We start from the raw sequence: 25,454 nt of genomic DNA, 5'->3' as shown, positions 1-25,454 counted from the left end.
TTTTCCAAGGTATGGCGGCCACAGGTGTGCGCGGTGTTACTTCGTGTAGATCATCTCGATCTCCGCGGCAAAGCTGGCGTGGACGACGTTGCGCTTGAGCTTCATCGTCGGGGTGAGTTCGCCTGTGTCCTCGGAGAAGTCGACCGGCAGGATCTTGAACTTCTTGATTGCCTCGGCATGGGAGACCAGCTTGTTGGCCTCGTCGATCGCGTCCTGGATATCGCCGACAAGTTCGCCGTCGCTGACCAGATCAGCCGCGGTGGTGCCGGCTGCCTTGTTGTTGCGCTCGTTCCAGGCGGGCAAAGCTTCGGCGTCGATGGTGATCAGTGCGCCGATGAACGGCTTCTGATCGCCCACGACGATTGCCTGGCTGATGAGCGGATGTGCGCGCAATGCGTCCTCGAGCTGGGCAGGGGAGACGTTCTTTCCGCCTGCCGTGACGATGATTTCCTTCTTGCGTCCGGTGATCGTGATGAACCCGTCCGCGTCGACGGTTCCGAGGTCGCCGGTGTGGAACCAGCCGTTCTCGATCGACTCGGCGGTTGCCTTCTCGTTGCGCCAGTATCCGGTGAAGACCACGGGTCCGGAGAGAAGGATCTCACCGTCGTCGGCGATGCGAACAGAGTTGCCGGCCAACGGTTTTCCGACGGTTCCGACCTTCTGGGAGCCGATGGTGTTGACGGCAAATGCGGCGGTGGTTTCGGTGAGGCCGTAGCCCTCGTAGATCGTGACACCGATGCCGCGGAAGAAGTGGCCGAGCCGCGCACCGAGCGGGGCGCCACCGGAAATGGCGAGCTGGCACTGTCCGCCGAGGGCTGCCCGCAGCTTGGAGTAGACGAGTTTGTCGAACAACGCGTGCTTGGCCTTGAGGACGATACCGGCGCCACCCTTGTCCTTGGCCTCGCTCCACGCGACAGCGGTCTCCGCGGCCGCGTCGAAGATTTTGCCCTTGCCCTCGCCGTGGGCCTTTGCGCGGGCGCTGTTGTAGACCTTCTCGAACACTCGCGGTACCGACAGGATGAAGTCGGGCTTGAATTCGCCGAAGGTGGGGACGAGGTTCGGAATGTCGCTGGTGTGCCCGAGGGTGGCGCCGGCGTCGAACGAGGCGATGCTGACCGCGCGCGCCAGGACGTGAGCGAGGGGCAGGAACATCAGCGTGCGCACGCCTGGCGTCTTGAGCAGATCGCCGAGGTTGGAGTCGAGGATGCCCTTCGACTCCGCAATGAGGTTGGAGTGTGTCAGTTGGCAGCCCTTGGGGCGGCCCGTAGTGCCGGAGGTGTAGATCAGGGTTGCGGGATCGGAGGCCTTCAGCGCGTTGATACGCGTCTGGACCTCGTCGTCGGAAATGTCGGCGCCCAGGGCAGAGAGTTCCTCGACGGCGCCGCGTCCGCCTGCGGGGGTCTCGATCTGGTAGACGGTGCGCAGCGACGGCGACGCTTCTGCGACGTCCTTGACGGTGGCTGCGTGGACGTCGTTCTCGACAACGAGGTCGATGGCTTCGGAATCCTCGAGAATCCAGCGAACCTGCTCGGCGGCGGATGTTTCGTAGATCGGAACGGTCACGCCGCCTGCGGCCCAGATCGCGTAGTCGATCAGTGGCCACTCGTAGCGAGTCGCGGACATCAGCCCGACGCGATCACCCTGCTTGACGCCGATCGCGATCAGACCCTTGGCAACTGCGGTTACCTGGGCGGCGAACTCGCCGGCAGTGACGTCGACCCATGCGGAGCCGACCTTTCGCTTGTAGACGACGGCCGCAGGCTTCGTCTTCGCGAATGTGAACACCGAGTCGACCGCAGAGGCATCCTCGGGAATCGTGAACGTCTGGGGTGCGCTGTATTCAGGCACAAAATACCTCCGACACTGCGAAATACTGACGAGTAGGGTTTGACGCTATTCACTGTAGTCGCACGTCCGGCATAGTTGTGGCCCGGCTTACAGTCTGTCCGTTTCGCAGTGGTGTGGCACCGTTCGCTCACTCGTCGACGCGATATGTGAAGCTAACTGTCGTGAGCAGCATTCAGGTCGCAGACCAGACTTTCATCGCGGCACCGCCCGAGCGTGTCGCCGAACTGTTGTCTTCGCGTGCGCAGTGGCGCCGGTGGTGGCGAGATCTCCAGCTCGAGGTGCGCGAGGACCGCGGTCCCGCAGGCTTCCGGTGGGGCGTGTCCGGCAGTCTCGTCGGCACCATGGAGGTGTGGCTCGAACCGGTCATGGACGGCGCCATCGTTCACTACTTCCTGCACGCGGAACCAGTGGGTGTGTCGCCGTCAGGCCTGGCTGATCTCGACCTGGCCGCCATGAATCGCGCACGGCGCGTCGACGGCAAGGTCATGTCCTTTGAACTCAAGCGCGAACTGGAAGCGGGGCGCCCGGCAGGTGTGGCGCCCGAATCTGTGTGACGTGGCAGGAAGTTTTCAGGCCCGTGTTCGGGGAGAATTACGGGGACCATGAAGTTTCGAGGGAAGGAAGAGTAGTCGGATGGCCGAGAAAACCAAGGGGTTGATCAGCATCGACGCTCAGCCTGACGCCGTCATGGCCGTGATCGCCGATTTCGAGGAGTACCCCGCGTGGGTTGCGGCGGCCAAGTCCGTCGAGGTTCTGGAAGTTGGCGGCAACGGCCGCGCGAACCGGGTGCGGTTCGTCCTCGATGCCGGGATGGTGAAGGACAAGTACGAGCTGGCGTACACGTGGGCGCCCGACGGAATGTCGGTGAGCTGGGAACTGGTGAGCGGGGAGATTCAGAAGTCCCAATCCGGTTCGTACACTTTGCGTTCCGAGCCGGGCGGCAGTACGTCCGTCACCTACGAGCTGACGGTCGATCTGACTATCCCGATGATCGGGTTGTTCAAACGCAAGGCCGAGAAGATCATCACGGACACGGCTTTGAAGGAACTGAAGAAGCGAGTCGAGGGCTGAACGCCGCGCGGGCCCGTCTTCAACTCTTCATCGGCAGCGGTGGCAGTGGAACGACGACGCTGGCGTCTGCCGCAGCGCTGTCGGCGGCGACTGCCGGTTCCAAGGTTCTGCTGATGTCGATCGATCGGCTTCATTCGCTTGCGGATGTGCTGGCGATTCCGGTTCCGCGTGTAGTGACCCCATTGTTCGACCGGATGGATGTCTGGCAGGTCGATACGCTGACGCTTGTCGAAGACAAGTTCCGTGGTGTGTCGGCGCTACTCGATGCGGCGGGTTCCCATGAACACGGATCGTCGCTCCAGACTTTGGAGCCCGAGGAACTCACGGGTTCGCTTGGCATCGCGGACATTCTGGCGCTTGCCGAGGTCGTCGGGATGGCATCGAGCGGCGAATACGACGTCGTGATCGTGGATTGCCCGCCGTCGCCGGAGGCGTTGCGGATCCTCGGCGCGCCCGCGATGGTGTCCGAGTACCTCGAGCGGCTGTGGCCGCGTCACAGGCGGCTTGCGGCGGTGGCGGCTACCGACGTGCGGTTGATGCTGTTGGTGTCGATAATCGAACGCATTGTCTCGTCGGTCGACGAGATCGCAGCGTGTATCGCCGACACTTCGCACACGGAGATTCATCTCGTGACGTCGGCGCAGGGATCGGCGGCGCTTGCGACTCGGCGCACACTGTCCGGTCTTGCGCTCTCAGTGCTGCCGGTTGCTCGGATAATCGTCAATAGTGTTGTTCCGCAACCCGTTTCGCAGAGTTACGCAGATGAAGATATGTGCTGGTTGTCCAACGTTCGCGCGGCCCAGATGTCGGTGCTCGCGGGAGTTCGCGAGGCCGCCGATGGGATTGCCGTCACGGTTGTCGAACATGTCGGCACCGAACCGGTAGGGTTGGCGGCCCTGGGCGACATTGCAGTTGCGCTGGGCGAGGGGGCCGCTGCGCAGCCGCACCGCCATCCCGACCCGATAGCGGTGACGCTGGAATCGGGGACGGGGTTGGAGTCGGTCTACGCGATGCGGATGTATCTGCCGCTCGTCGATCCGTCGTCACTGACGTTGGGTCGGGTCGAAGACGATGTGCTGGTGGGAGCGGACGGGGTGCGACGGAGAGTGAGACTTGCGTCGGTGTTACGGCGATGCGTCGTGACCGGTGCCGAACTCGACGGTGCCTATCTGATCATTCGATTCTCGCCGGATCCCACGGTGTGGCCTGTATGAACGACGATCACACCAAGCTTCTCGCCGAGTTTCGGGTGTTGGCCGATTCCGTCCTCTCCCGGATCGAGCCGATTGTGGCGCAGATGGCGGAGGGGCGCACGAACGCAGCGGCGGATCTCGAGACCTCGGAGGAATTGCCTGCATTCAGCGGCTGCAGTTGGTGCCCGGTGTGCGCTGTTGCAGCCTTGATGCGGGGTGAACATCACGAGTTACTTGCAATCCTGGCAGGGCATGCTGCCGTCCTCCTGGCGTTGCTGCGTGAGCTGCTGGACGAGTTTCTCGGCGGGCGCGCCCCATCCGACGGGAAGCCGGACGGTGGTCCAGGGGGTGGGGCGCCGACGCCCGACGGTACCTCGTCGCCGAAGCCCCGATCGCCTGCTTTCGTTCCGATTACGGTGACTGTCAAGCGGTAAACGCTGGTACTTCGGTGCCATCGGTGGGCACAATCGTCAAGAACGCATACCGAGTGTGGAGTGTGGACCGGATGATCACCAATCGCAGTGCAAATGCCGACATCCTGACCGTCGGAATAGATGTGGGCGGCACCAGTATTCGAGCGTCGGTGGTCGACGTCGACGGGCAAGTGCTCGATACCATGCAGGCTCCGACGCCCCAGTCCGCGCGGTCGCTCGAGGATGCGCTCGATCGGGTGGTGCGTGAACTGGTCAGTCGGCACAATGTGGCCGCAGTGGGTTTGGCGGTAGCCGGGTTCGTCACCTCGGATCACGGGATCGTGCTTTTTGCTCCGCACCTGCCGTGGGTGAACGCGCCGGTCGGCAAGGACCTGAGCGTACGGCTGGGGTTGCCGGTTGTTCTGGAACACGATGCCAATGCGGCGGCGTACGCGGAGTATCGGTTCGGTGCTGCGGCTGGTGGCCGGAACGTCGTCACGGTGGCGATCGGGACGGGCATCGGTGGCGCGTTGCTGATCGGCGGTGAGCTGTACCGGGGTAGTTACGGTGTTGCGCCGGAGTTCGGCCACGTCCAGGTCGTGCCGGACGGACGCCCGTGCGCGTGTGGCAAGCGCGGCTGCTGGGAGCGGTACTGCAGCGGAACTGCGTTGGTGGACACAGCAATTGAACTTCTGGCCGAAGATCCGGCCGCGTCAACAGTCCTGGCGCGAGAAGTTGCCGTCGACCCGGGCAGCTTGACCGGGCGTCGAATCGCCAATGCCGCGTACGACGGTGACCCACTCGCGCTGGCGACGATGGCTGAGTTCACGCATTGGCTGGCAGTCGGCCTGGCGATGGTCGCCGACGCCTACGACCCGGATGTCGTGGTGATCGCCGGCGGCGTCGCGAGTTCGGCTCCACTGTTTCTCGATGACGCCCGTGAGCAGTACGCAACGTTGTTGACGGGTGCGAAATATCGACCTCTGGCCCGGATTCGCACTGCCCAGTTGGGGGAGGCCGCGGGGATGGTGGGGGCGGCGGCGTTGGCGCGTTCGGCGGTTCCAGGCATCATTTCGCCTGCCAGGCGTTGAGTCGCACTTGTGGTCACGAGGTGGCGGTCGGGGCATGTGTAGCGAGGGTAACCGGCGCGCAGTAAGGTCGTGCACAAGGCAATTCGGGTTGTGAATGGGAGGGACGCCGTGTGGTATTGGCTCTTCAAGTATGTGTTGTTGGGGCCGATTCTCCTGCTGCTCGGGCGTCCGACGATCAAGGGGCACGAGAACATTCCCACTGACGGTGCGGCGATTCTCGCCAGCAACCATCAGGCAGTTCTGGATTCGTTCTATCTTCCGCTGCGCTCGAACCGTCGAATCACGTTCCTCGCAAAAAGTGAGTACTTCACGGGCAGCGGACTCAAGGGTGCGTTCCAGCGGTGGTTCTTCACGGCTGTCGGCCAGGTGCCCATCGATCGCACCGGTGCGGACGCAGCCCAGGACGCGCTCAACGCTGGTCTACGGGTCCTTGATGCCGGCAAGCTGCTCGGTATCTACCCCGAGGGCACTCGCTCGCCGGATGGTCGTCTGTACAAGGGCAAGACCGGAATGGCTCGTCTGGCACTCGAATCCGGTGTCAAGGTGATTCCCGTAGCGATGGTCGGCACCGACAAGATGAACCCCATCGGTTCGAGGATGTGGCGTCCGGCCAAGGTCACCGTCATCGTCGGTGAACCTATCGACTTCTCGCGTTTCGAGGGGATGGGCGGCAACCGCTTCGTGGAGCGGGCTGTGACCGACGAGGTCATGTACAAGCTGATGAAGCTGTCTGGCCAGGAATACGTCGACATCTATGCGGCGAGTTTGAAGAACCCGAAGCCGGTCAAGGCGGAGGAGTCCCCGTCCGACGAGACCCACCAGCTCGGGGAGTCCGACGAGGCTGCCGCTCCACTTGCGGCCGTTGTCGACCCCGATGCCGAGCAGACTGATGGGCCGCACGTCCCGGACACGCGCGCCAGTTAGAGATTTCCCACAGCTGCCGGGCGTGCATTAGCTCTCGGGACCGGCGGTGCGGCATAGTTTTGAGCCGTGCGCTACTTCTACGACTGTGAATTCATCGAAGACGGTCGAACCATCGACCTCGTGTCCATCGGCGTCGTCTGCGAGGACGGCCGCGAGTACTACGCCGTCTCGACGGAATTCGATCCGGCGCGGGCCGGCAGTTGGGTGCGCAAGAATGTTCTGCCGAAGCTTCCTGCGCCGTCGTCTCCGCTCTGGAAGTCGCGCGACAAGATCCGTGACGACCTCCTGAAGTTCTTCGTACCGCGGCCGATGGTGGTTCCCGAACTGTGGGCATGGGTCGCGGCGTACGACCACGTCGCGTTGTGCCAGCTGTGGGGCGACATGACCGAACTGCCCCAGTCGTTGCCGCGCTACACGCGGGAGTTGCGCCAGTTCTGGGAGGACAACGGCAGCCCGGCTCTGCCGCCTGCACCGTCCGACGCGCATGACGCTTTGGCGGACGCACGACACAATCTGGTGAAGTTCGACGCGATCGCCCGAGTCCGGTCACTTCGTTGACCTGCTGTGACGCCGAACTCGGTTAGACGAGACCGCGCGCTAACGAGAGCCTGTGTGACGCGCGGGTAGGTGAGCGAATATCCTGTACTAGTGAACTGGACTGTCGACGTGCCGATCGACCGCTTGCCCGAACTTCCGCCGCTGCCCGCCGGACTGCGTCAGCAGCTCGACGAGGCCCTTGCGAAACCCGCCGCGCAGCAGCCTTCATGGCCCGCTGACCAGGCGGCTGCGATGCGCACTGTGCTCGAGAGCGTGCCGCCGATCACCGTGGCCAGCGAAGTCGAGGCATTGTCGGATCGCCTTGCGCAGGTAGCGCGCGGCGAAGCCTTCCTGTTGCAGGGCGGCGACTGCGCCGAGACGTTTGCCGACAACACCGAGCCGCACATCAAGGGCAATATCCGCACGCTGCTGCAGATGGCTGTCGTCTTGACGTACGGGTCTTCCATGCCGGTGGTCAAGGTGGCACGTATCGCGGGTCAGTACGCCAAGCCTCGATCAGCCGACATCGACTCGTTGGGCCTCAAGTCCTACCGCGGCGACATGGTCAACTCGATTGTCGCCGACGAGGCTGTCCGCGCCCACGACCCGTCGCGGTTGGTACGGGCGTACGCAAATGCCAGTGCCGCGATGAACCTGGTTCGGGCGCTCACCGGCGCCGGAATGGCCGACCTGCACAAGGTCCACGACTGGAACCGCGAGTTCGTGGCAGCGTCTCCGGCCGGAGCACGCTACGAGCAGCTCGCGTCGGAAATCGATCGTGGCCTGCAGTTCATGAACGCCTGCGGCGTGACCGATCCGAGCCTGCACCAGGCGCAGATCTTCGCGAGCCACGAAGCCTTGGTCCTCGACTACGAGCGTGCGATGCTGCGTCTCGACAACGACAGCGATCACCCCAAGCTCTACGACCTGTCGGCTCACTTCTTGTGGATCGGCGACCGTACTCGTCAGCTCGACGGCGCGCACATCGCCTTTGCCGAGTTGGTGTCCAACCCGATCGGTCTGAAGATCGGTCCCACGACCACTCCGGAGATGGCCGTCGAATACGTCGAGCGTCTCGACCCGACAAACAAGCCAGGTCGCCTGACGCTGATCTCGCGGATGGGCAACGGCAAGGTCCGTGACCTCCTTCCTGCGATCATCGAGAAGGTCCAGGCCACCGGCCATCAGGTCATCTGGCAGTGCGATCCCATGCACGGCAACACGCACGAGGCGTCCACCGGTTACAAGACGCGTCACTTCGATCGCATCGTCGACGAGGTTCAGGGATTCTTCGAGGTCCACAACGGACTCGGCACCCACCCGGGTGGAATTCACGTCGAATTGACCGGCGAGAACGTCACCGAGTGCCTCGGTGGCGCGCAGGATATTTCGGACGGCGACCTGTCGGGTCGTTACGAGACTGCCTGCGATCCTCGCCTCAACACCCAGCAGTCGTTGGAGCTCGCGTTCCTCGTCGCAGAAATGCTGCGCGGCTGACGCTTAGCTGTTGTATCGAACGCCCTCATTCGCCGTGCGCGGGTGGGGGCGTTTTACGTTGTCAGGCTGTTGGTTCGATCAGGCACTGCTGCGATCAGGGAATGGCAACAACGGTGACGTTGGAGCCTTTCTCCACACGATCGTTCTTATCGCTCTGACTGACGATCAGCGAGCTGTCGTTCTGGGTCAGTTGGCGGACGGTGAGGGTGAGACCGAGGCGGGTCAGTTCCTCGCGAGCGGAGGCGACGCTACGTCCCAGCAGGTTGGGGACCTTCACGGAGCTGGACACGAGAAGGGCAACGGACGTTCCGGCGTTCACAGACGAACCCGCAGCGGGGTCGGTGCCGATGACCTTTCCGCCGTCGACACCGTCGTCGAAGGCAGATCTGGTTTCGCTGACGGTGATGCCCAGTTTGTCGAGGGCAGCCCGGGCCGCGTTCTCCGACATGCCCTTTACGTCGGGAACATCAACGGGCGGTGATCCTTTGGACGTGACAACTTTGACCGAGGAGCCAACAGGCACGGTGGTTCCCGGAGCCGGGTCCAGAGCGGCGACACCGCCGATGGGGATCTTGGAACTGAACGTCTCACCGCCGTCGACGGCAACGAGGGTGCGCGCAGTGAGCTGATCTCGGGTGGCCTCGACGGCGCCGCCCGCTGGTATCGGCGGCACAGTCGGACGCCCGAGCGACGTGAACAGGACAACACTCGATCCGCGCGAAATCCGCGAGCCCGCTTCGGGATCGGTGCCGGTCACGGTGTCGAGAACCTCGGTGTCCGAGTACGTTCCACGCACTTCCGGCGACAGTCCGGCATCCTGAAGTGCCGTGACTGCCGCATCCTTGTTCAGGCCACCGATCTGGGGGACCGCGGTGAATCGGCCAGAGCCCATCCACCATCCGCCGAACCCCAGCGCAAGCGCAAGCAACGCGATGACAAGAAGCCAGACGAGAGTGGTCCGGCGAGAGCGTCGTCGTGCTTGCGAAAAGTGGTCGTGTGGATCGATGTCGGCAGAGTCGTCTTCGTGCTCGTCCGTCTCGGCGACGGGCGGACGCACGGTTTGTGCGGTGACCGCGCGGGTGTGCTGAATGCCGTCCGGTGGTGCGTGCGGCGCCAGCGCGGTTGTAGGCGGCGCCGCAGCTCCGGCCGCAAATGCCGTGGTGGCGGCGCCGACTGGTGCACCGGCGCCACCGATAACGGTGGTGGCGGGCGAACCGGGGGCCGCGGGACGGGGTGTTGCCGGCCGGGGCGTCGGCGCCGGTGCGGCGGCGGCACTGTGATGCTGCGCGGATCGCCGCGGCGCGGGCACACGATACGCGGGCAGTTCGAGTTGTTCGCACACGATGCGCAGGGCGGCTGCCATTTCACCGGCATCGGTAAACCGATGCGCAGGTTCACGATTGGTGGCCTGCGTGACGAGGCGGTCGAACTGCGCCGGTACGCCCGCGATTCGTGAACCGGGCGGCGGAACGTCGTCGTGAATTCTCTGGTATGCGATCGAGAGAGAGGTGTCCCCGGTGAAAGGTGTTGTACCGGTGAGGAGTTCGAACATGAGGACGCCGGTGGAGTACACGTCGCTGCGCGGATCGGCCACTCCGGAGGTGACCTGCTCCGGGGAGAGGTAGGCGGCGGTGCCGAGAATGACGCTGTTGGACGTTGTTGTCGCGGCAGCAGCGGCGCGCACCAAACCGAAATCGGCGATCTTCACTTCACCGGCGTCGGAAATCAGGATGTTCTCCGGTTTGACGTCGCGGTGCACCAGGCCGGCCCGGTGTGCAACTGCCAACGCGTCGAGTACCGGCCCGACTACGGCGGCGACAGCGTGTGGCGGCATCGGGCCGCGCTCGCGCAGCAATTCACGCAAGGTGCCGCCGTCGACCAATTCCATGACGAGGAAGGCATGACCGCGATCGCTGCCCTGGTCGTACACGGCAACCAAGGCAGGGTGCTTGAGGCGGGCGACTGCGCGCGCCTCGAACTCGAAGCGGGTGAGAAAAGCGGGATCGGCGGCAAACTGCGGATCCATGACCTTGATAGCGACAGGCCGATCCAACCGCGTATCGAGGCCTCGATACACAGTCGACATTCCGCCGCGTGCGATGGGCGCATCCACGCGATAGCGGCGTTCGAGCATTTCGCCGATCAACCCTTGACCTCCGTTGTGAAAATCTGTGGTGCAGTAATAATCTGTGGTCGCATCCGCCTCGTCCATCGTAGCCAGCGCTGCCGACGGAAAGTTCCACCCACGTGCCGGGCGACAAGCCGACCCGATAAACTTCCGTGGTGAGCGCGATTCCTTATTGTGATGATGTCCTGGATTCTTCGGTATCCCTGTTCCAGTTGGCCGATGTAGCGAAGAGCGTCAGGTTGCCGGTCGCGAAGGTGCACCAGTTGCTCCGCGATCGCAAGATCATCGCAGTCAAGCGCAACGGGGTACTCGGGGTTCCCGAGGAATTCTTCGACGAAGACGGCCAGATCGTGAAATGGCTTCCCGGTTTGCTGGCAGTTCTGCACGATGGCGGATACAGCGATGTAGCGTCGCTGCGCTGGCTTTTCCAGTCTGACGAGTCCCTCCCCGGACGCCCCGTCGACGCCCTGCACGGGCACCTCGCCCGCGAGGTTATCCGCCGTGCACAGGCAATGGCTTTCTGAGTCTGATTGATTCTTCCGGCCTGACGTAGCTCGCCGACCGGACTGGAGCCGGTACGGCGAACGTCAGGCGCGTGCGGTGGTGGACGGTCACCCGGCGGTCGAGAATGTGGTCGAGAATGCGATAGCCGACTGACCCCACCCCGTGCGGAGCACCGAATTCATCGTGCCGTCGACGTCGCTTCTGCCGGGACTTTCTCCGGTGCGTGTCCCCGTAGACGCAGTGGGTCTTCCGTCCGGAGTGTCATCGCCGCGACGACGGAGGCAAATGTTGCCAGTACCACGTGCGGGAACGAGTACATGCCGATCGATCCGTCGGGCTGGAATATCAACATGAGCCAGCTGGACAGCCCCACCAGTATGGCCAGGGTCGTCGGGGAGAGTGCAAAGCCGGCAGCTACGGCCAACGGCCACGAGTAGTACCAGGGGAGCGCCGCCGGGGAGAGAATCACGATGGCAACCATGACAATCACGATGCCCATCACGGCGTCGCGTTCGGTGGTGCGGAATCGCCACCAGACAAAAGCGATGATTCCGATGAGCACGACTGCGCTGACAAGCCGGGTCACCTGGAGTATGTCGTCGAAGTGATTGCCGGTGAGCCACGATGTCGCGGCGGTGGACAGTTCGGCGACGAGGGTCGGCAACGACAGCCAGTTGATGATCTTGTTGGAGCCGGAGAGCGCCGTCGTCCAGCCGAGTCCGACACCGGCAATCAACGACGTCGAACCGAGGACAACAACGAACATCGCAAATCCGCTACCGGCGGTCTTGATAAAGGATCGGATCGGATTCGGTGCTTCCGTTCCCTGCGCTGCGGCGTCTTCACGTTCGTGAATCATCCAGATCCAGACGATGAACGGCAGCGCCACCCCGGCAGTGGCCTTGATGGCAACGGCAAAGGCGATGAGACCGATTCCGAACATGTGCTTGCGTTCGAGGGCCAGAGCGATGCCGGCGACCATCAGGCCGACCATCAGCATCTCGTTGTGCACGCCGCCGATCAGATGGATCAGGACGAGTGGATTGAGGACCGCGAGCCACAAGGCTATCGCCGGGTTTCCACCGAGTTTGCGCGCGAGGTGGGGGACACCCCACACCATCAATGCCAGGCCGGGCAGCATGGTGATGCGCAGTAACATCGTGCCCGCGATGACGTTGTCACCGGTCAGGCGAACAATGGCATCAGTGAGCAGGAGATGAACCGGACCGTACGGGGTTGTTGTCGTCGTCCAGACATTGGAGACGTTGTCGAGCAGGATGCCGGGATTGACCACCGGCCCCACTTCGTACGGGTCGAAGCCGTCACGCAGCAGAGCGCCCTGCGCAAGGTAGGAGTAAGCGTCACGGCTGAACATCGGAACGGCAAAGAGCAGGGGGAACGTCCACAGCGGCACGATGAATCGCAGCCCGCGCAAACCGACGTCACCGCGCAGCGCCGAGCGACCCAGTCGCGCCCACGCGCCGATCATGCACAACACGCCGATCCACACGATCGCCGCCGACAGTATCGACCCGTGCCCGAATCGGAGCCAGGACAGATGCATCGACTCGAGCAACGGGTCCTCGCGCCGGACGCTACCTGCGCCGAATCCGCCGAACATGATCATGGCGGCGCCCAGGAATCCGAGCAGCGCGCTGTGTCCTTCGGGAGTGCGAAGGAAATCAGCGGCCCTTCGATGCCACGCTGGTGTGGTGGCTGCGGCAGAGGGCGTCATGAGTGCAGTTTCCTCCCCCGAGATGTTCGGATGCGGTAGCGCGTACGTGGTGAATTGCTGGCGAATAGTCGGTTACGAGGGGACAGTTTAGTTGCTCCGGAGACCGAACCCTGCCGTCGACTCGTTTGCGCGCGCCGGTGACAGCCGGTTCGGTGCCCAATAGTGACGGATCACTCATGAACAGTCTGTCAGTACGTGCGCGACGTGGCTGCGAGGGCCATCTCGCGCAGCCGTGTCTTGGCCTCCGCGGTGGCGCTGCTCGATTCCAGTGCGGCCGCGGCAGATTCGACCAGGGTGGCGATGCGTGCTTCCGCGTCGTCCACTGCCCCGAGGTCGGTGATCAGGGTGCGTAGCGTATCGACGTCGTTGTCGGTCAGTTCTGCGCCGATTCCGGATCGGAGTTGTTGTGCCGCAGCAGGATCAGTGTCATCGGCGCGCGCAAGTGCGGCAGCGAACAGTGTTGTCCGCTTACCGGTGCGGAGGTCGTCGCCGGACGGCTTGCCGGTCACCGACGGATCGCCGAAGACGCCGAGCAGGTCGTCCCGGAGCTGGAATGCGATACCGATGTCGGTGCCGAACTTCCGGTACGCGTCGATCAGTGGCGCGTCTGCCCCGAAAAGGGCAGCACCGAGGTGCAGGGGGCGCTCGATCGTATACGCCGCAGTCTTGAACCGGTTGACGCGCATAGCTGCCTCGACGCTCTCGTCGCCGCGAGCTTCGTTGCTGATATCGAGGAACTGACCGCCAAGCACTTCGGTGCGCATCGCCGACCACACGGGGCTGATCCGAGCGGCGGCGTCGGCGCCGATTCCGGATTCGCGGATCATGTCGTCTGCCCATGCGAGCGCAAGATCGCCGAGCAGAATTGCGACAGCCTCACCGAAGTGGGCGCCGTCGCCGTTCCAGTTGTCAGCTCGGTGCAGGTTCTCGAACTCGACGTGCACGGTGGGAAATCCGCGACGCGTCGTGGAGGCGTCGATGATGTCGTCGTGGACCAGCGCGCATGCCTGGACCAGTTCGAGTGCCGTGCAGGCGCGCATGACGCTGTCGGCGTCGTCGCCGTGAGGGTCGCCGCCGGCGCCGAGCCAGCCCGTCCACGCAAAGGCCGGTCGCACGCGCTTGCCGCCGCGCAGAACAAAGCTCTCGAGAGTGTCGACGGCGGTTTCGTATCCGCCGCCGATGGTTTCCACCGCTTCGCGCCTGGAGGCAAAGAAGTCACGCAAGCTCTGTTCGAACAAAGCCGGCAACTCGAGCGAGGACGGATAGGCGGCGTCGGTTCGAGCAGACAGGATGGCCTCCAAGGTCGGTAACTTCTCATACCGGCGAACAGGGCCAGGCAGTGAGCGTAGAGTCCAGCTTAGTGGGGTCCCTACCGATGTCCGGTGTGGGCCGTGAACTGCACGATCCTGGCATCCGGGACGTATTCACGGACGCGATGCTCCGTTCGGCGTTGACAAAACATATGCTTACCTCGTGACATTCGATGCAGTCAGGGGACGCTCCAGCGATGGCTGGGCCAGCCGAACACCATCGATCGTCGATCGGATCACATCTTCCACAGGGAGTCGGATTCCGTTCTCGGTCGAGTTCTCACCGCCGCGCGACGCAGAAGCCGAGGCGCGTCTGTGGCGTGCCGTGCGCACATTCGAGAGGCTCGGTCCGGCTTTTGTCTCCATGACGTACGGCGCCGGTGGTTCGACTCGTGACCGCACCGTTCGGGTCACAGGAGAATTGGCCGAAGAGACCACGTTGCTGCCGGTTGCACACCTCACTGCGGTGTCCCACAGCATCGACGAACTCCGATCCATGGTCGGCGCCTATGCCGATCGCGGAATCAGCAACATCCTCGTTCTGCGCGGCGACCCCCCTGGCGACCCCCTCGGCGAATGGAAGAAACATCCCGATGGCGTCGAGTACGCCGAAGAGCTTGTCCGGATGGTCCGCGATCTCGGTGACTTCCACGTCGGCGTGGCATCGTTCCCGGAAGGACATTACCGAGCACCTGACCTGGCCCACGACACGAAGTACCTCGTCTCGAAGTTGCGCGCCGGAGCCGAGTACTCCATCACGCAGATGTTCTTCGACGTCGACGACTACCTGCGTCTGCGTGATCGCGTGAGCGCGTTCGACCCCGAGCAGGGCGCCAAGCCGATCATCCCCGAAATCATGCCGGTCACCTCACTGCGGTCGGTGCGGCGCATGCTCGAACTGTCCGGATCGTCGTTGCCGCCCGCCCTCGAGCGCCGGTTCGACGCCGCCGCCGGTTCGGGTTCTCAGGAGAATCGGGCAGCGGTGCGTGAACTCGGGATCGACCTCGCTACCGAAATGGGCGAGCGATTGATCGCTGAAGGCGCTCCGTGCCTGCACTTCATCACGTTGAACTTCGCACGGGCCACGAGCGAGGTTCTTGAACGTCTGGGGCTGACGTCGGATGTGTCGACCGATTCGCAGGCGAGCGTCTAGCACTCCCGCTCAGTGCGTGTCACTCTTTGCCGATTGTGGACTCTTCGGTGCCTGCGAGACGGGTGCGCGATTGCGCACCATCCAGGCCATCGCACCGACGATAATCGCGACACCGAGTGTGAGGCCGGCCATGATGCCTGCCCATCCCGCAAAGCTGCGGGTACTCGGATCGGCGTAGTTCACTTCTGCGCGCACAGTCGATACCTCGCCGGCCGGCAGAGTCCACGAGACCCGGGAATCGCCGTCTCGGTTGCCGTTCGTCGTGGAGATGCGTGCCGGGAAGGCGATGCTGAATTGGATGTCGGAGCCCTGGGCGGGCAGGGCTTTGAGGTCGGCCTTTCCATCCAACGCGACGGTGTCGCCACTGCGCTGAAGGGTGAGCTGGAACGAACCGGCGCCTTCGTCCGTCATGGCAGCCAGTTGCGAGACGTCACCGAAGCTGAGATCCCAGAAGAACACCTGTGATCCGACGTAGCCGTCCTTCTTGTATTCCTGAACCCGGATGTTCTCCGCGAGCGACGTCGGCGGTACCAGTTGTGGCCCGGGATCGGCTTCGTTCTCCGGAATCACGGCGGCGACGATCTGCCCTGACACGCGATCATCGGCCGAGACACCCATCGAGACCTGGACCCGTAGGCAGCCGGCGAGCAGCGGCACCAGCATCAGTACGAGAGCCGTCGTGGCAAGGAGTTGCTTGCGACGTCGCGGCCGCGTGGTGTCATCCGTGGACTGTTGCACAGTCGTCATCGTGCCAGCCGCTGCATCGGTAGTCAGCTACGAGGGGGTGTGTCGGCGTGGGAAGTCCGAGACCGGGCGAACGCGACGCCGAAGGTGGCAAGAAGCCAGACCCCGAGAATTCCCATCACGACAAACCCGTACATGGCCGAGTAGCGCAGCTCGGGTGCACTGAGGAACACGGCGTGCGCGAGGGCAGAACCGAGCCACGTCCACAGAAACAGGCCGTAGGGAACGGCGTCGGAGACCGTCGGCTTTTCGTATCGACTCGCGATCGCTTCCATGATCGATGCCATGATCAGACCGATCGCGATCCACCCCGCGTAGTTTGTCAGGGGAATGTGAGCGATGCCGGAAAGTCCCGCGTTGTCGACACACCATGCCCATTGATCGTCGGCCACCATCTGTGGATCGAGATACAGATCCCAGCCGACCAACCCTGTGACTGTGAGCGCGACGCGGCCGACTCGCCGTGAGGCCGGCGTGAACCGCCGAACCAGGCGAGTGGCCACACACCAGATCGGATAGAAGCCAGCAGTCCAGGCGAACGGCACGATCAGCGGCACACCGGACAACGCCGGACCGAGTCGGTCGACGCTGTACCCGTAACAGCCGTACGGCATTCCGGTGGCAGTACCCACTATCTCCGACGCCAGCCCGACCCCCGCGGTGACTGCGATCAGCGCGGCGGTCCACACAACGCCACGGTTGATCGCCGCGTGGCTGATTGACGCGGCTGCCAGTAAACCCACCACGGCGATCGTCACGGCATCGCGAGAGCTGCCGTCCACCAACGGATACACGATCTGCGCGCCGATCGCTGCCAACGCCAGAATCAGCGGAACACGTTGGCGGATCACGTCCTTCGACGTATCCGGCGCAGCAACGACGTGCCGCGCCGCTCGGACAGTGCAATGCGCGCAGCGCTGCGCCCACTCGCTCCGGACACACCACCGCCGGGGTGCGTCGACGCGCCGGTGAGGTAGAGGCCCTCTGCGCCGGGGACGCGGTGCGCTGACAGCTCGGGCAGTGGGCGCCACATCATCATCTGATCGAGGGACATCTCGACGTGCATGACGTTGCCGCCGATCAACCCCATCTCGGACTCGATGTCGCGCGGAGTCTGGATGTGCCGCTGGCGGATGCTGTCGGTGAAACCGGGCGCCGACGCCTCCATCTCGGCGACCACGCGATCGGCTTCGGACTCCGCGAGCGACGCCCAGTCGCGATCTGCGCTCAGTCGATACGGCTGCCACTGTGACCACAAAGTCACTTGATGCTCGTTCGGGGGAGCGATACTCGGATCGATCCCACTGAAACTCATACCGAGAACCGCGGGGCGCGGGGGAAGTTCGCCGCCGAGCGCTGCTCCGTGAGCAGTCCGTAGGTGTGCGCGATCGGACACCAGAAGTTGCAGGCCGGACGTGCTCTCGGTAATCGACGCCGACGGGTACCGCGGAAGCGCCGATGTTGCCAATCGCAGGACCATGCCGATTCCCGGGCCGACGCGTATCCGCCGACGCCACCGATCCAGTGTGGCTGCGTCGAAGCCTCCGTTGCCCAGTAGATCCAACGTCGTCAAGATGTGGCAGCCGGCGATGACGGTGCGAGCCCGAACCTGGTGTCCACCGGCAGTTCTCACGGTCCAGTGATCGCCGTCGCGGGTCAGCGACGTCACGGCGTCGCCGAGGTCGACGGTGGCTCCGTCGACCTTCAGCCTCGAGATGAGGGCGGCGCTGAGTGCGCCGCTGCCCCCAACGGCGCGCCCCGGCGGCAGAACGTGCATGAGCGCGGCAAAACCAACCATCGGCGCGGTGCCCGGCTCCGACATCGGTGGTCCTGATTGCGCTCCGAACCAGGCGAGGGCGGCTTTGAGTGGTTCGCTGTCGAAATACTCGTCCAGGAGCGCGTCACCGGTCGCGAGGAACTGGCGCGCGAGATCGCTCCCGCCGCTCCCGGTGTCGAGGCCCCAGAACGACGACAGCAGATTGGGTCCGGTGGGTGGGGTGGAAAATGCCCGCATCACCCGCGCGCTGCGCCCCGACCAGATATTCACGAACCTGCGGTAGGCGTCGGCATCACGTGTGCCACATGCTTGTTCGATCGATTGGCAGGTCGCGTCGAGGTCGCGGTGGAACACGATTCCCGGGCGATCCGAACCTGCGGGAGGTGGTGCGTACGCCCAGGGATCGCAATCGATGTACCGAAGTCCGTGGGCCGCAAGCCCGAGTTCCTCGATGATTCCGGTGTGCCGAATCATGATGTGCGCGGACGAACCACGATCGACTTTGTGTCCCGGAAATCGTTCGATCGTCGAGACGGCCCCGCCGGGGACGGTGTCTTTCTCGAGCACCTGGACCGACCAGCCTTCGCGTGCGAGGTAGGCCGCCGAGACCAGCGCGTTGTGCCCGGCGCCGACAACTACTGCGTCGAGAATCGCGGTCACAGCGGCAGTCCTCGTCCGAGCACGGCAAACGGTCGACTGTCTCCGGCAAAGCGGAATCGCCTGAGCACGTCCTGAAATCCCAGTCGCCGATACAACCGCCACGCGCGGTTGTCCTCGTCGTACACCTCGGGAGTGGACAGGAGGACGGAGCGCTCCGTCCGATCTCGCAAGAGATGCCGAAGCAGGGATTCACCCAGGCGATGTCCCTGGCCACTGGGATGGACGTGGAGTTCGGTCAGTTCGAAGTAATCGTCGAGAATGGCCGAGATCTCGGACTGCGGCCGACCGCTGCGACGTAATCCGTGCAGCACCTGTTGGTGCCACCACTGGTCCGAACTTCCGCGATAGCCGTAGGCGATTCCGATCAGGGGAGCAGAAGTGTCTACAGGAGCAACAGAGTTTTCCGGAGCAACAGAGTTCGCAGTGGGTTCTCGTCCGGCACAGGCGCCGACGGCTTTCCATCCCGGCCTGGTCGAGTGCTCCGTCCACATCGGCGCGCGGTGGAACTCGGTGCCACGTGGATAGTCCATCGCGGTGACGTACACGGACAGTGCCTCGTGCAGTCGATTCGCGAATTCCTCGCGGTCGAGGTCGACCGTGTACGGAGTCCAGGCGATCTGCGGGTCGACTGGTCTCACCTCTTCTCTTGACTACTTGTCGGTGGGTGCAGTTATATTGAATAGGTCGAACGAATGTTCGATAAGGGTGATCTGGAAATGACACCCGAGGTGGGGATGCCCGAAGGGAAGCGGGCATCCCCGCCGCACCAGATTTCGATCCTTGTGAATGCAATCCCCTTTGGCGCGGGAGGTGCCCCGGATGTCCGATCGAGCGAAGTCCGAAAGAACACCGAAGTCCGAAAGGGCGCTGCCGGCGGAACTGGCGTGCCCCTCGCGGTCGGCGCTGTCACGGCTCCCGAAGTCAGCGAAAATGCCGGGGCGAGTGGCGCGATCGTCCGCCGCCGAGTTCTCCGGAAGTGGGTCCGCAGGCGGACTCGCGTGGAATCTGTTGGGGAAGGCCGATTCATTGTTGGCGGAGTCCGTCGGAGCAGGAGACGCGTCAGAACGCTTTCGATGCGCCTATCTGGCAGCGTTGCGCGGCGCTGGAGCAGTTCTGGCTGTGGGTGCGACGGGAAGTGGACGGCGTAAGAAGAGCGGGAACGCATGGACCCGGTTGGACGCGGACGCACCCACTTTCGGCGCGTGGTCGAGTTACTTCGCCGGCTGGTCGAACACCCGGGCGGCGGTGGAAACAGGCATGCAGGTGGATCTCAGCGACGCTGATGCCGATGGATTTTCTGTCGAAGTAGGCCGATTTCTGACTGCGGTCGAAGATTTTGTCGGTCAGGCTCGTCGAATCGACCTGAGAGCATCCTGAAATTTTTGATGTCTGAGATGGCCGAATTCAGAGAAAATGCAGGTTCTGTGGCCTGATGGGGCCTGATTTACGGTTCGGCCGGGCAAATACGTACGCTTGTGGCATAACTCGTACCCAGAGTTGGTGGTCCGCGACCTAAACTGCTCGTAGTATAAAAAGCAGGTAGTCGTTCACGTTGACTACCCGCCACCTCACACCGTGGGGTGGTTGCCTAACTTCCAGTGCCGGGGGAGGTACCGTGCCACTCTCCGAGCACGAGCAGCGCATGCTCGATCAGATCGAGAGCGCTCTCTATGCCGAAGACCCCAAGTTCGCCTCCAATGTGAGGGGCGGCCGTATGAGGGCGCCGTCGAGTAGACGGCGTTTTCAAGCTGCGGCGCTCTTTGTTGTGGGCTTGATCCTGTTGATTGCAGGCCTTCAAGTCCTCAAACTGGGCTCATTTCCGATTCTCAGCTTGGTCGGGTTCCTGTGTATGTTCGGCGCCGGCGTCATGCTCTTGTGGGGCGGCGGTCGACGGACTGGGACACCAACTGCGGACGGCGCTCAGGCCGGTGAACACCAGTCCGGGCCTCCAGGCGCGGGTGGGTCGAGCGGCGGCCGAGGGCATTCACGCGGTCGACGATCAGGTGGGGGATTCTCTTCCCGAATGGAAGATCGATTCCGTCGCCGGTTCGAGCAGGACTAGCTCTGACGCAAGCTGATGATCCCGTCGGCCAGTTCGGCGGGAGAGTCACGGTGGTCAATTTCACCTGAATTGTTCCACCTGTGCGGGTGGCGCGTGCGCCCTCGCAAGCGACATAACTCATAACAAAACATGACGGTCGGCAACCACTGGTTGCCGGCCGTCTGTCGCGTTATCGGGGGACCATGGTCCCCTCCACTTTCCTCCCCTGCTATGGGTAGTTCTGGCGTAAAGATGGGCGCATGGGGCTGCGGCAATCCGCCGTACTCGTTGAGCTGGACTTATAGGTCGAATGTGGGCCTGTGTGACGTAGGGCGGAGCACGTCGGTGATGTGCGTGGGGACACTGCTGACGAAAATTCCCCAACTTTCCCCACCTGCTTTGAGCTGCTAATACTCAGCAAATCAGCCCGGTTAGTGCCCGGTAGCTCCTTGTGTGTGGGGGAAAGTGGGGTACTGTGGGTGCGGGCGGAGAGCTTGAAGCCGTATTTCGCCCAAACGGGAGGGTTTCGGCGAAAGCTCGCAGGAGGTGTCGAGTGTTCCTCGGAACCTTCACGCCGAAGCTCGACGACAAAGGCCGGCTCACCTTGCCGGCCAAGTTCCGAGAAGAGTTGTCAGGAGGGTTGATGATCACCAAGAGTCAGGATCACAGCCTTGCTGTCTATCCCCGGGACGAGTTCGTCAAGCTGGCTCGTAAAGCAGCGGCAGCTCCACGTAATGATCCGGCCGCACGAGCGTATGTTCGCGCTCTGGCAGCCGGCACGGATGAACAGCACGCCGATGCCCAGGGGCGAATCACCCTCTCGGCTGATCATCGGCGTTACGCAAACCTTTCCAAGGAATGCGTAGTGACCGGGTCTGTCGACTACCTCGAAATCTGGGATCTCGAAGCCTGGGAGAGGTATCTCGGAGACAACGAAGAGGACTATTCCCAAGCAATTGGCGAATCTCTCAGCGAGATCGTCTAGGCGGATAGTTTGTGGCGAATGCCACGAGGCCTCTGCCCGGAAAGGCCCTGACGCACTTCCCCAGCGCCAGGTTCTCCTTCGGGCAGGGACCTCGGAGCATTCGCCCGTTCGAGCAGTCATTCTTCATCGGAATCATGAAAGTAGGAGCCGGAGCACACATGGTTGATCGCGAGGTGAACGAACCCTCGGACACCGACGGCTTCGCGCACGTTCCTGTTCTTCTGCACCGCGCAGACGACCTCCTCGGTCCCGCTATCACTGCGGTCGGTGACGGCGGCGCCGGCGCTGTCATGATCGACGCGACACTCGGCCTGGGTGGGCATTCCGAGTTCTTTCTCGGAAAGTACCCGGGACTGCACCTCATCGGTCTCGATCGCGACACCAATGCGCTGGCAATCGCGTCGGAGCGTCTTGCTCCCTTCGCTGACCGAACGACGTTCGTACACACCACCTATGACGGCATCGAAGATGCGCTCGAGCAGGCGGGCCTGCCGACGACGGAGTCGGTTCATGCGATTCTCTTCGACCTCGGTGTTTCCTCGATGCAGTTGGACGAAGCTGATCGTGGTTTTGCGTATTCGATAGACGCACCGTTGGACATGCGGATGGACCAGACCGTCGGGCTCACCGCGGCCGAGGTTCTCAATACCTACAGCCACGGCGATCTCGCCCGAATTCTGAGTACGTACGGCGAAGAGCGTTTTGCGGGAAAGATTGCGTCCGAGATACTTCGGCAGCGCGAGAAGGAGCCGTTCACCACCAGCGCCGCTCTGGTCGAACTCTTGTATCGGACCATCCCTGCGGCCACCCGTCGCACCGGCGGGCATCCGGCAAAGCGCACGTTCCAAGCTCTGCGGATCGAGGTAAACGCCGAATTGGATTCCTTGCGTGCCGCAGTACCGGCAGGATTGGACGCCCTCGCAGTTGGTGGCCGAGTTGTCTTCATGTCGTACCAGTCGCTCGAGGATCGAGTTGTCAAGGCCGAGTTGGTCCCTCGCTCCAAGTCGACCAGCCCAGAGGGGCTTCCGGTCGAGCTTCCCGGTATGGGTCCGGAGTTCAAGATCCTCACCCGGGGTGCCGAGCGAGCTTCGGAGCAGGAAATCGAGGAGAACCCACGAGCAGCTCCGGTGCGCTTGCGTGCCGCTGAACGCATTGCCAGGAGGCGGGCATGACGAAGCAGAGCACCACCGGGGACGAATCTTCACGTAAGCGCCGTTCGGGTGCGGCGCAGCGTGCGTACGAAAAGCGAACGGCTCGGGCACTCGGGCACAGCGGGGTGGGTGCCAGTGGCACCGCACTCTCTCGAGGCGGCGAGTTCAAGGCCCGAATTCCGTTTGTAGTCTCCATCATCGGGCTGTTCTCCATCGGACTTGCCGTGACGTTGCTCCTGACGACCCGGTCCGCCGAGGACTCGTATCAACTCAGCGATGCCCGTGAGTTCAATCAGTCTTTGGTGGAGCAGAAGGCTGCTCTCGAGCGCGATTTCCAGTCGCGTAACTCCGCACCGGAGCTTGCCAATCAGGCGAGCGCGCTCGGCATGGTTCCGGCCAAGGATCCGGCCCGCCTTGTTGTCCACCCGGACGGTAGCGTCGAGGTGGTCGGTACACCGGCGCCGGCGAGTGCCGAACCGTTGCCGCCGCTCGACGCACCTGTCGTGGCGTCGCCGCCCAGGGTGGCAACCACCGCACCTTCGGCGCCCCCGGCTGCGCGGACGACTGCGCAGGCTCCACTCAACCCGCAAAACCTCGCTCAGAGTGAGCAATTGATCCCCGTCACGTCCGCTCCTCCGTCCCCGACCACGACGGTGGTGCCGTCTCCGACTGAGGACCGTCGGTGAATCGGGACCCACACTACGACGCGCGCCGACGAGATCCCCAGTACGACGCGCCTCGGCGAGATCCACGTCGTCAACCTGCCGGGCAGCGGGCTTCTCGGGGTCCTCGCGGATCGAAGTCTGCGACCTTCCCGTTTCGTCAGCGTGTAGGTCGGTGGACGATGTGTGGGGCGCTTGCCGTTGCAGCGCTGCAGCTGTTGTGGATTCAAGGCGTCGACGCTCCGAGCCTCGCTGCGGAGTCGGCCAATCAGCGCACGACGACTCAGATCGATCCGGCGGTTCGAGGATCGATCACGGATCGGAACGGCACGACGCTCGCATTCACGATGGAAGCGAAGGCGCTGACGTTCCAGCCGAAAGCCGTTCGCAAAGAACTGGAAGAAGCCCGGACCAAGAGCATCGAAGCGGGTGTCGAACCAGATCAGCAGGCACCCGAAGTGTCGACTCGGCTGGCCGAGATCGCGGCCGGAGTCCACGCGAAGCTGGGTGATGCAGCCCCGGAAAAGGACATTCTCGCGAAGTTGAACAGCGAGGAGACGTTTGTCTATCTGGCGCGGAGCGTCGATCCGGCTGTTGCAGCGGAGATTTCGGACAGCTTCCGTGAGGTCGGCCTCGAACGCCAGGATATCCGCGAGTATCCGGGCGGCTCACTCGCGGCCAATATGGTCGGTGCAACCGGGTGGGATGGGCACGGACTACTCGGCCTCGAGGATTCGATGGACTCGACCCTTGCCGGTATAGACGGTTCCCAGACCTACGACCGCGGTAGTGACGGCGCTGTGATTCCGGGCAGTTGGCGCGACAAGCAGCCTGCCGTCAACGGCTCCGGAGTTCAGCTTACGATCGATTCCGACCTCCAGTTCTTCGTTCAGCAACAGGTGCAGATTGCGAAGGACAAATCAGGTGCGAAGAACGCGTCGGTTGTCGTCCAGGACGTTGCGACCGGTCAGGTTCTGGCAATGGCCAATGACAACACGTTCAACCCTGGGATCGGTCTGGAAAATAATCTGCGGTCGGTCGAGACCGGCAATCTGTCGGTCACGAGCCCGTTCGAACCTGGTTCGGTGAACAAGATCATCACCGCGGCGGCGGCCGTCGAGGACGGATTGACCACACCGGACGAGGTTCTGCAGGTTCCGGGAAGCATCACGATGTCGGGGGCGACGGTCAAGGACGCGTGGGATCACGGTGTGGTTCCGTACACCTCTACCGGTGTGTTCGGGAAGTCGTCCAATGTCGGAACGCTCATGCTCGCCGAGCGGATCGGCGAGGATAGGTTTGCCGAGATGCTCGACAAGTTCGGTTTGGGACAGCGCACCGAGGTCGGGCTTCCCGACGAGAGTGCCGGCTTGGTCCCCAGCCGCGACCAGTGGTCCGGTGGCACGTTTGCCAACTTGCCGATCGGTCAGGGCTTGTCCATGACTTTGCTGCAGATGACTGGCATGTACCAGGCGATTGCCAATGACGGCGTTCGTATTCCGCCGCGCATCGTCAAGTCCACCGAGAACTCGTCAGGGGAGCGAACCGAAGCGCCGCAGCCTGACGGTATCGAGGTGGTGAGCCCGGAAACAGCGGCGACAGTTCGGGACATGTTCCGATCGGTCACGCAGGACGACACCGGAAATCAGCGCGGCACGGGTGTGGCTGCGGGCGTAGAGGGCTATCAGGTCAGCGGCAAGACCGGCACCGCACAGCAGATCGATCCGGCGTGCAAGTGCTACTCCAACTCCAACTACTGGATCACGTTTGCGGGCATCGCACCGGCAGACAACCCGCGGTTCGTGATCGGAATCATGTTGGATGCTCCCGTGCGGGGTGTCGACGGCGGCGGCGGACAATCGGCCGCACCGTTGTTCCACAACATCGCGTCGTGGATGCTGCAGCGTGACAGTGTGCCGATGTCCCCGGATCCGGGTCGTAAGTTGGTGCTGCAGGCGGACTGATCGAGCGGATCACGATCCACAGTTTCGTCAGGGATCACGATCCACGCGGTCTTCGGGGTGTTCCTG

Annotated in this window: 24 protein-coding genes; 16 read left to right on the top strand and 8 right to left on the bottom strand. The window is 63.3% G+C overall.

Going from position 1 to position 25,454, the window contains the following annotated elements:
- Window positions 1–36: 36 nt before the first annotated feature.
- A complete protein-coding gene (locus C7T36_RS01565) occupies window positions 37–1,848 on the bottom strand; it encodes a long-chain fatty acid--CoA ligase (RefSeq protein WP_045070318.1) in 1,812 nt (603 codons plus the stop codon).
- Between the two features lie 161 nt (window positions 1,849–2,009).
- Between C7T36_RS01565 and C7T36_RS01560 the strand changes: the two genes are divergently transcribed.
- The 8 genes from C7T36_RS01560 to C7T36_RS01525 all read left to right on the top strand — a co-directional run bounded on the left by C7T36_RS01560 (window position 2,010) and on the right by C7T36_RS01525 (window position 8,574).
- Window positions 2,010–2,402 carry a polyketide cyclase / dehydrase and lipid transport gene (locus C7T36_RS01560; RefSeq protein WP_033231019.1) on the top strand — a complete coding sequence of 131 codons (393 nt, stop codon included), beginning with the start codon at window positions 2,010–2,012 and terminating at the stop codon, window positions 2,400–2,402.
- Window positions 2,403–2,481: 79 nt separating this feature from the next.
- Window positions 2,482–2,919, top strand: a complete 438-nt coding sequence (locus C7T36_RS01555) for an SRPBCC family protein (RefSeq protein ID WP_033231018.1) — start codon at window positions 2,482–2,484, stop codon at window positions 2,917–2,919.
- Window positions 2,916–4,133, top strand: coding sequence for an ArsA family ATPase (locus C7T36_RS01550; RefSeq protein WP_072782407.1), 1,218 nt, complete (start codon window positions 2,916–2,918; stop codon window positions 4,131–4,133). The genes C7T36_RS01555 and C7T36_RS01550 overlap by 4 nt, the downstream gene beginning before the upstream one ends.
- A complete protein-coding gene (locus C7T36_RS01545; RefSeq protein WP_033231017.1) occupies window positions 4,130–4,546 on the top strand; it encodes a hypothetical protein in 417 nt (138 codons plus the stop codon). The genes C7T36_RS01550 and C7T36_RS01545 overlap by 4 nt, the downstream gene beginning before the upstream one ends.
- Before the next feature lie 71 nt (window positions 4,547–4,617).
- Entirely contained in the window at window positions 4,618–5,616 is a 999-nt protein-coding gene (locus C7T36_RS01540) for an ROK family glucokinase (RefSeq protein WP_033231453.1), read from the top strand.
- Window positions 5,617–5,724: 108 nt separating this feature from the next.
- Complete coding sequence (locus C7T36_RS01535) at window positions 5,725–6,540, top strand: 1-acyl-sn-glycerol-3-phosphate acyltransferase (protein ID WP_033231016.1); 816 nt, start codon at window positions 5,725–5,727, stop codon at window positions 6,538–6,540.
- Window positions 6,541–6,606: 66 nt separating this feature from the next.
- Window positions 6,607–7,098 carry a polyadenylate-specific 3'-exoribonuclease AS gene (locus C7T36_RS01530; protein WP_033231015.1) on the top strand — a complete coding sequence of 164 codons (492 nt, stop codon included), beginning with the start codon at window positions 6,607–6,609 and terminating at the stop codon, window positions 7,096–7,098.
- Window positions 7,099–7,188: 90 nt separating this feature from the next.
- Entirely contained in the window at window positions 7,189–8,574 is a 1,386-nt protein-coding gene (locus C7T36_RS01525; protein ID WP_033231014.1) for a class II 3-deoxy-7-phosphoheptulonate synthase, read from the top strand.
- 94 nt (window positions 8,575–8,668) lie between these two features.
- Here C7T36_RS01525 and pknB read toward each other — a convergent pair whose 3' ends face one another.
- On the bottom strand, window positions 8,669–10,720 hold the full coding sequence (gene pknB, locus C7T36_RS01520) for a Stk1 family PASTA domain-containing Ser/Thr kinase (protein ID WP_084703063.1): 2,052 nt from the start codon (window positions 10,718–10,720) through the stop codon (window positions 8,669–8,671).
- Between the two features lie 137 nt (window positions 10,721–10,857).
- On the opposite strand from pknB, the gene C7T36_RS01515 reads away from it, so the two are divergent.
- Complete coding sequence (locus C7T36_RS01515) at window positions 10,858–11,226, top strand: Rv2175c family DNA-binding protein (RefSeq protein WP_033231451.1); 369 nt, start codon at window positions 10,858–10,860, stop codon at window positions 11,224–11,226.
- Between the two features lie 158 nt (window positions 11,227–11,384).
- Here the strand turns inward: C7T36_RS01515 and C7T36_RS01510 are convergent, their stop codons facing one another.
- Together C7T36_RS01510 and C7T36_RS01505 are read right to left on the bottom strand one after the other, a co-directional pair.
- Window positions 11,385–12,941: an alpha-(1->6)-mannopyranosyltransferase A gene (locus C7T36_RS01510; RefSeq protein WP_033231013.1), complete on the bottom strand. Its 1,557-nt coding sequence runs from the start codon at window positions 12,939–12,941 to the stop codon at window positions 11,385–11,387.
- 188 nt (window positions 12,942–13,129) lie between these two features.
- Window positions 13,130–14,242, bottom strand: a complete 1,113-nt coding sequence (locus C7T36_RS01505; protein WP_080711561.1) for a polyprenyl synthetase family protein — start codon at window positions 14,240–14,242, stop codon at window positions 13,130–13,132.
- 172 nt (window positions 14,243–14,414) lie between these two features.
- On the opposite strand from C7T36_RS01505, the gene C7T36_RS01500 reads away from it, so the two are divergent.
- Window positions 14,415–15,404, top strand: a complete 990-nt coding sequence (locus tag C7T36_RS01500) for a methylenetetrahydrofolate reductase (RefSeq protein WP_033231012.1) — start codon at window positions 14,415–14,417, stop codon at window positions 15,402–15,404.
- Between the two features lie 9 nt (window positions 15,405–15,413).
- On the opposite strand, the gene C7T36_RS01495 is transcribed toward C7T36_RS01500, so the two are convergent.
- Genes C7T36_RS01495 through C7T36_RS01480 form a run of 4 tightly spaced genes read right to left on the bottom strand, consistent with a single transcriptional unit; the run spans window position 15,414 to window position 19,223 of the window.
- A complete protein-coding gene (locus C7T36_RS01495) occupies window positions 15,414–16,151 on the bottom strand; it encodes an LppM family (lipo)protein (RefSeq protein ID WP_033231011.1) in 738 nt (245 codons plus the stop codon).
- Window positions 16,152–16,174: 23 nt separating this feature from the next.
- Window positions 16,175–16,996, bottom strand: a complete 822-nt coding sequence (locus C7T36_RS01490; RefSeq protein ID WP_045071107.1) for a carotenoid biosynthesis protein — start codon at window positions 16,994–16,996, stop codon at window positions 16,175–16,177.
- The gene (locus C7T36_RS01485) at window positions 16,996–18,576 is read right to left on the bottom strand and encodes an NAD(P)/FAD-dependent oxidoreductase (protein WP_045071105.1); all 1,581 of its coding nucleotides are present in this window, start codon (window positions 18,574–18,576) and stop codon (window positions 16,996–16,998) included. The genes C7T36_RS01490 and C7T36_RS01485 overlap by 1 nt, the downstream gene beginning before the upstream one ends.
- 5 nt (window positions 18,577–18,581) lie before the next feature.
- The gene (locus tag C7T36_RS01480) at window positions 18,582–19,223 is read right to left on the bottom strand and encodes an N-acetyltransferase (protein WP_033231009.1); all 642 of its coding nucleotides are present in this window, start codon (window positions 19,221–19,223) and stop codon (window positions 18,582–18,584) included.
- 181 nt (window positions 19,224–19,404) lie between these two features.
- On the opposite strand from C7T36_RS01480, the gene C7T36_RS01475 reads away from it, so the two are divergent.
- The 6 genes from C7T36_RS01475 to C7T36_RS01450 all read left to right on the top strand — a co-directional run bounded on the left by C7T36_RS01475 (window position 19,405) and on the right by C7T36_RS01450 (window position 25,388).
- Window positions 19,405–19,962 (top strand): SAV_6107 family HEPN domain-containing protein, encoded by a 558-nt coding sequence (locus C7T36_RS01475; RefSeq protein ID WP_239654800.1) that lies wholly within the window; start codon window positions 19,405–19,407, stop codon window positions 19,960–19,962.
- A gap of 238 nt (window positions 19,963–20,200) precedes the next feature.
- Entirely contained in the window at window positions 20,201–20,647 is a 447-nt protein-coding gene (locus tag C7T36_RS01470) for a DUF3040 domain-containing protein (protein ID WP_033231008.1), read from the top strand.
- Window positions 20,648–21,179: 532 nt separating this feature from the next.
- Window positions 21,180–21,611, top strand: coding sequence for a division/cell wall cluster transcriptional repressor MraZ (gene mraZ / locus C7T36_RS01465; protein WP_033231007.1), 432 nt, complete (start codon window positions 21,180–21,182; stop codon window positions 21,609–21,611).
- Between the two features lie 158 nt (window positions 21,612–21,769).
- Complete coding sequence (gene rsmH, locus C7T36_RS01460; RefSeq protein WP_045071103.1) at window positions 21,770–22,783, top strand: 16S rRNA (cytosine(1402)-N(4))-methyltransferase RsmH; 1,014 nt, start codon at window positions 21,770–21,772, stop codon at window positions 22,781–22,783.
- Window positions 22,780–23,448: a hypothetical protein gene (locus tag C7T36_RS01455; RefSeq protein ID WP_045070315.1), complete on the top strand. Its 669-nt coding sequence runs from the start codon at window positions 22,780–22,782 to the stop codon at window positions 23,446–23,448. The genes rsmH and C7T36_RS01455 overlap by 4 nt, the downstream gene beginning before the upstream one ends.
- The gene (locus C7T36_RS01450; RefSeq protein WP_233365276.1) at window positions 23,445–25,388 is read left to right on the top strand and encodes a penicillin-binding protein 2; all 1,944 of its coding nucleotides are present in this window, start codon (window positions 23,445–23,447) and stop codon (window positions 25,386–25,388) included. The genes C7T36_RS01455 and C7T36_RS01450 overlap by 4 nt, the downstream gene beginning before the upstream one ends.
- Window positions 25,389–25,454 lie beyond the last annotated feature (66 nt).

Source organism: Rhodococcus sp. AD45-ID, assembly GCF_003023755.1.
GTDB classification, from domain to species: Bacteria; Actinomycetota; Actinomycetes; order Mycobacteriales; family Mycobacteriaceae; genus Rhodococcus_F; species Rhodococcus_F globerula.
The sequence above is the reverse complement of the archived record's forward strand: the minus strand, read 5'-3'. Positions and strand labels throughout refer to the sequence as shown.

Coding starts and splice junctions, on each gene's coding strand:
- C7T36_RS01540 (WP_033231453.1), top strand. CDS start 4,618: ATGATCACCAATCGCAGTGCAAATGCCGACATCCTGACCGTCGGAATA.
- C7T36_RS01495 (WP_033231011.1), bottom strand. CDS start 16,151: ATGACGACTGTGCAACAGTCCACGGATGACACCACGCGGCCGCGACGT.
- C7T36_RS01510 (WP_033231013.1), bottom strand. CDS start 12,941: ATGACGCCCTCTGCCGCAGCCACCACACCAGCGTGGCATCGAAGGGCC.
- C7T36_RS01455 (WP_045070315.1), top strand. CDS start 22,780: ATGACGAAGCAGAGCACCACCGGGGACGAATCTTCACGTAAGCGCCGT.
- C7T36_RS01555 (WP_033231018.1), top strand. CDS start 2,482: ATGGCCGAGAAAACCAAGGGGTTGATCAGCATCGACGCTCAGCCTGAC.
- rsmH (WP_045071103.1), top strand. CDS start 21,770: ATGGTTGATCGCGAGGTGAACGAACCCTCGGACACCGACGGCTTCGCG.
- C7T36_RS01545 (WP_033231017.1), top strand. CDS start 4,130: ATGAACGACGATCACACCAAGCTTCTCGCCGAGTTTCGGGTGTTGGCC.
- C7T36_RS01475 (WP_239654800.1), top strand. CDS start 19,405: ATGTCCGATCGAGCGAAGTCCGAAAGAACACCGAAGTCCGAAAGGGCG.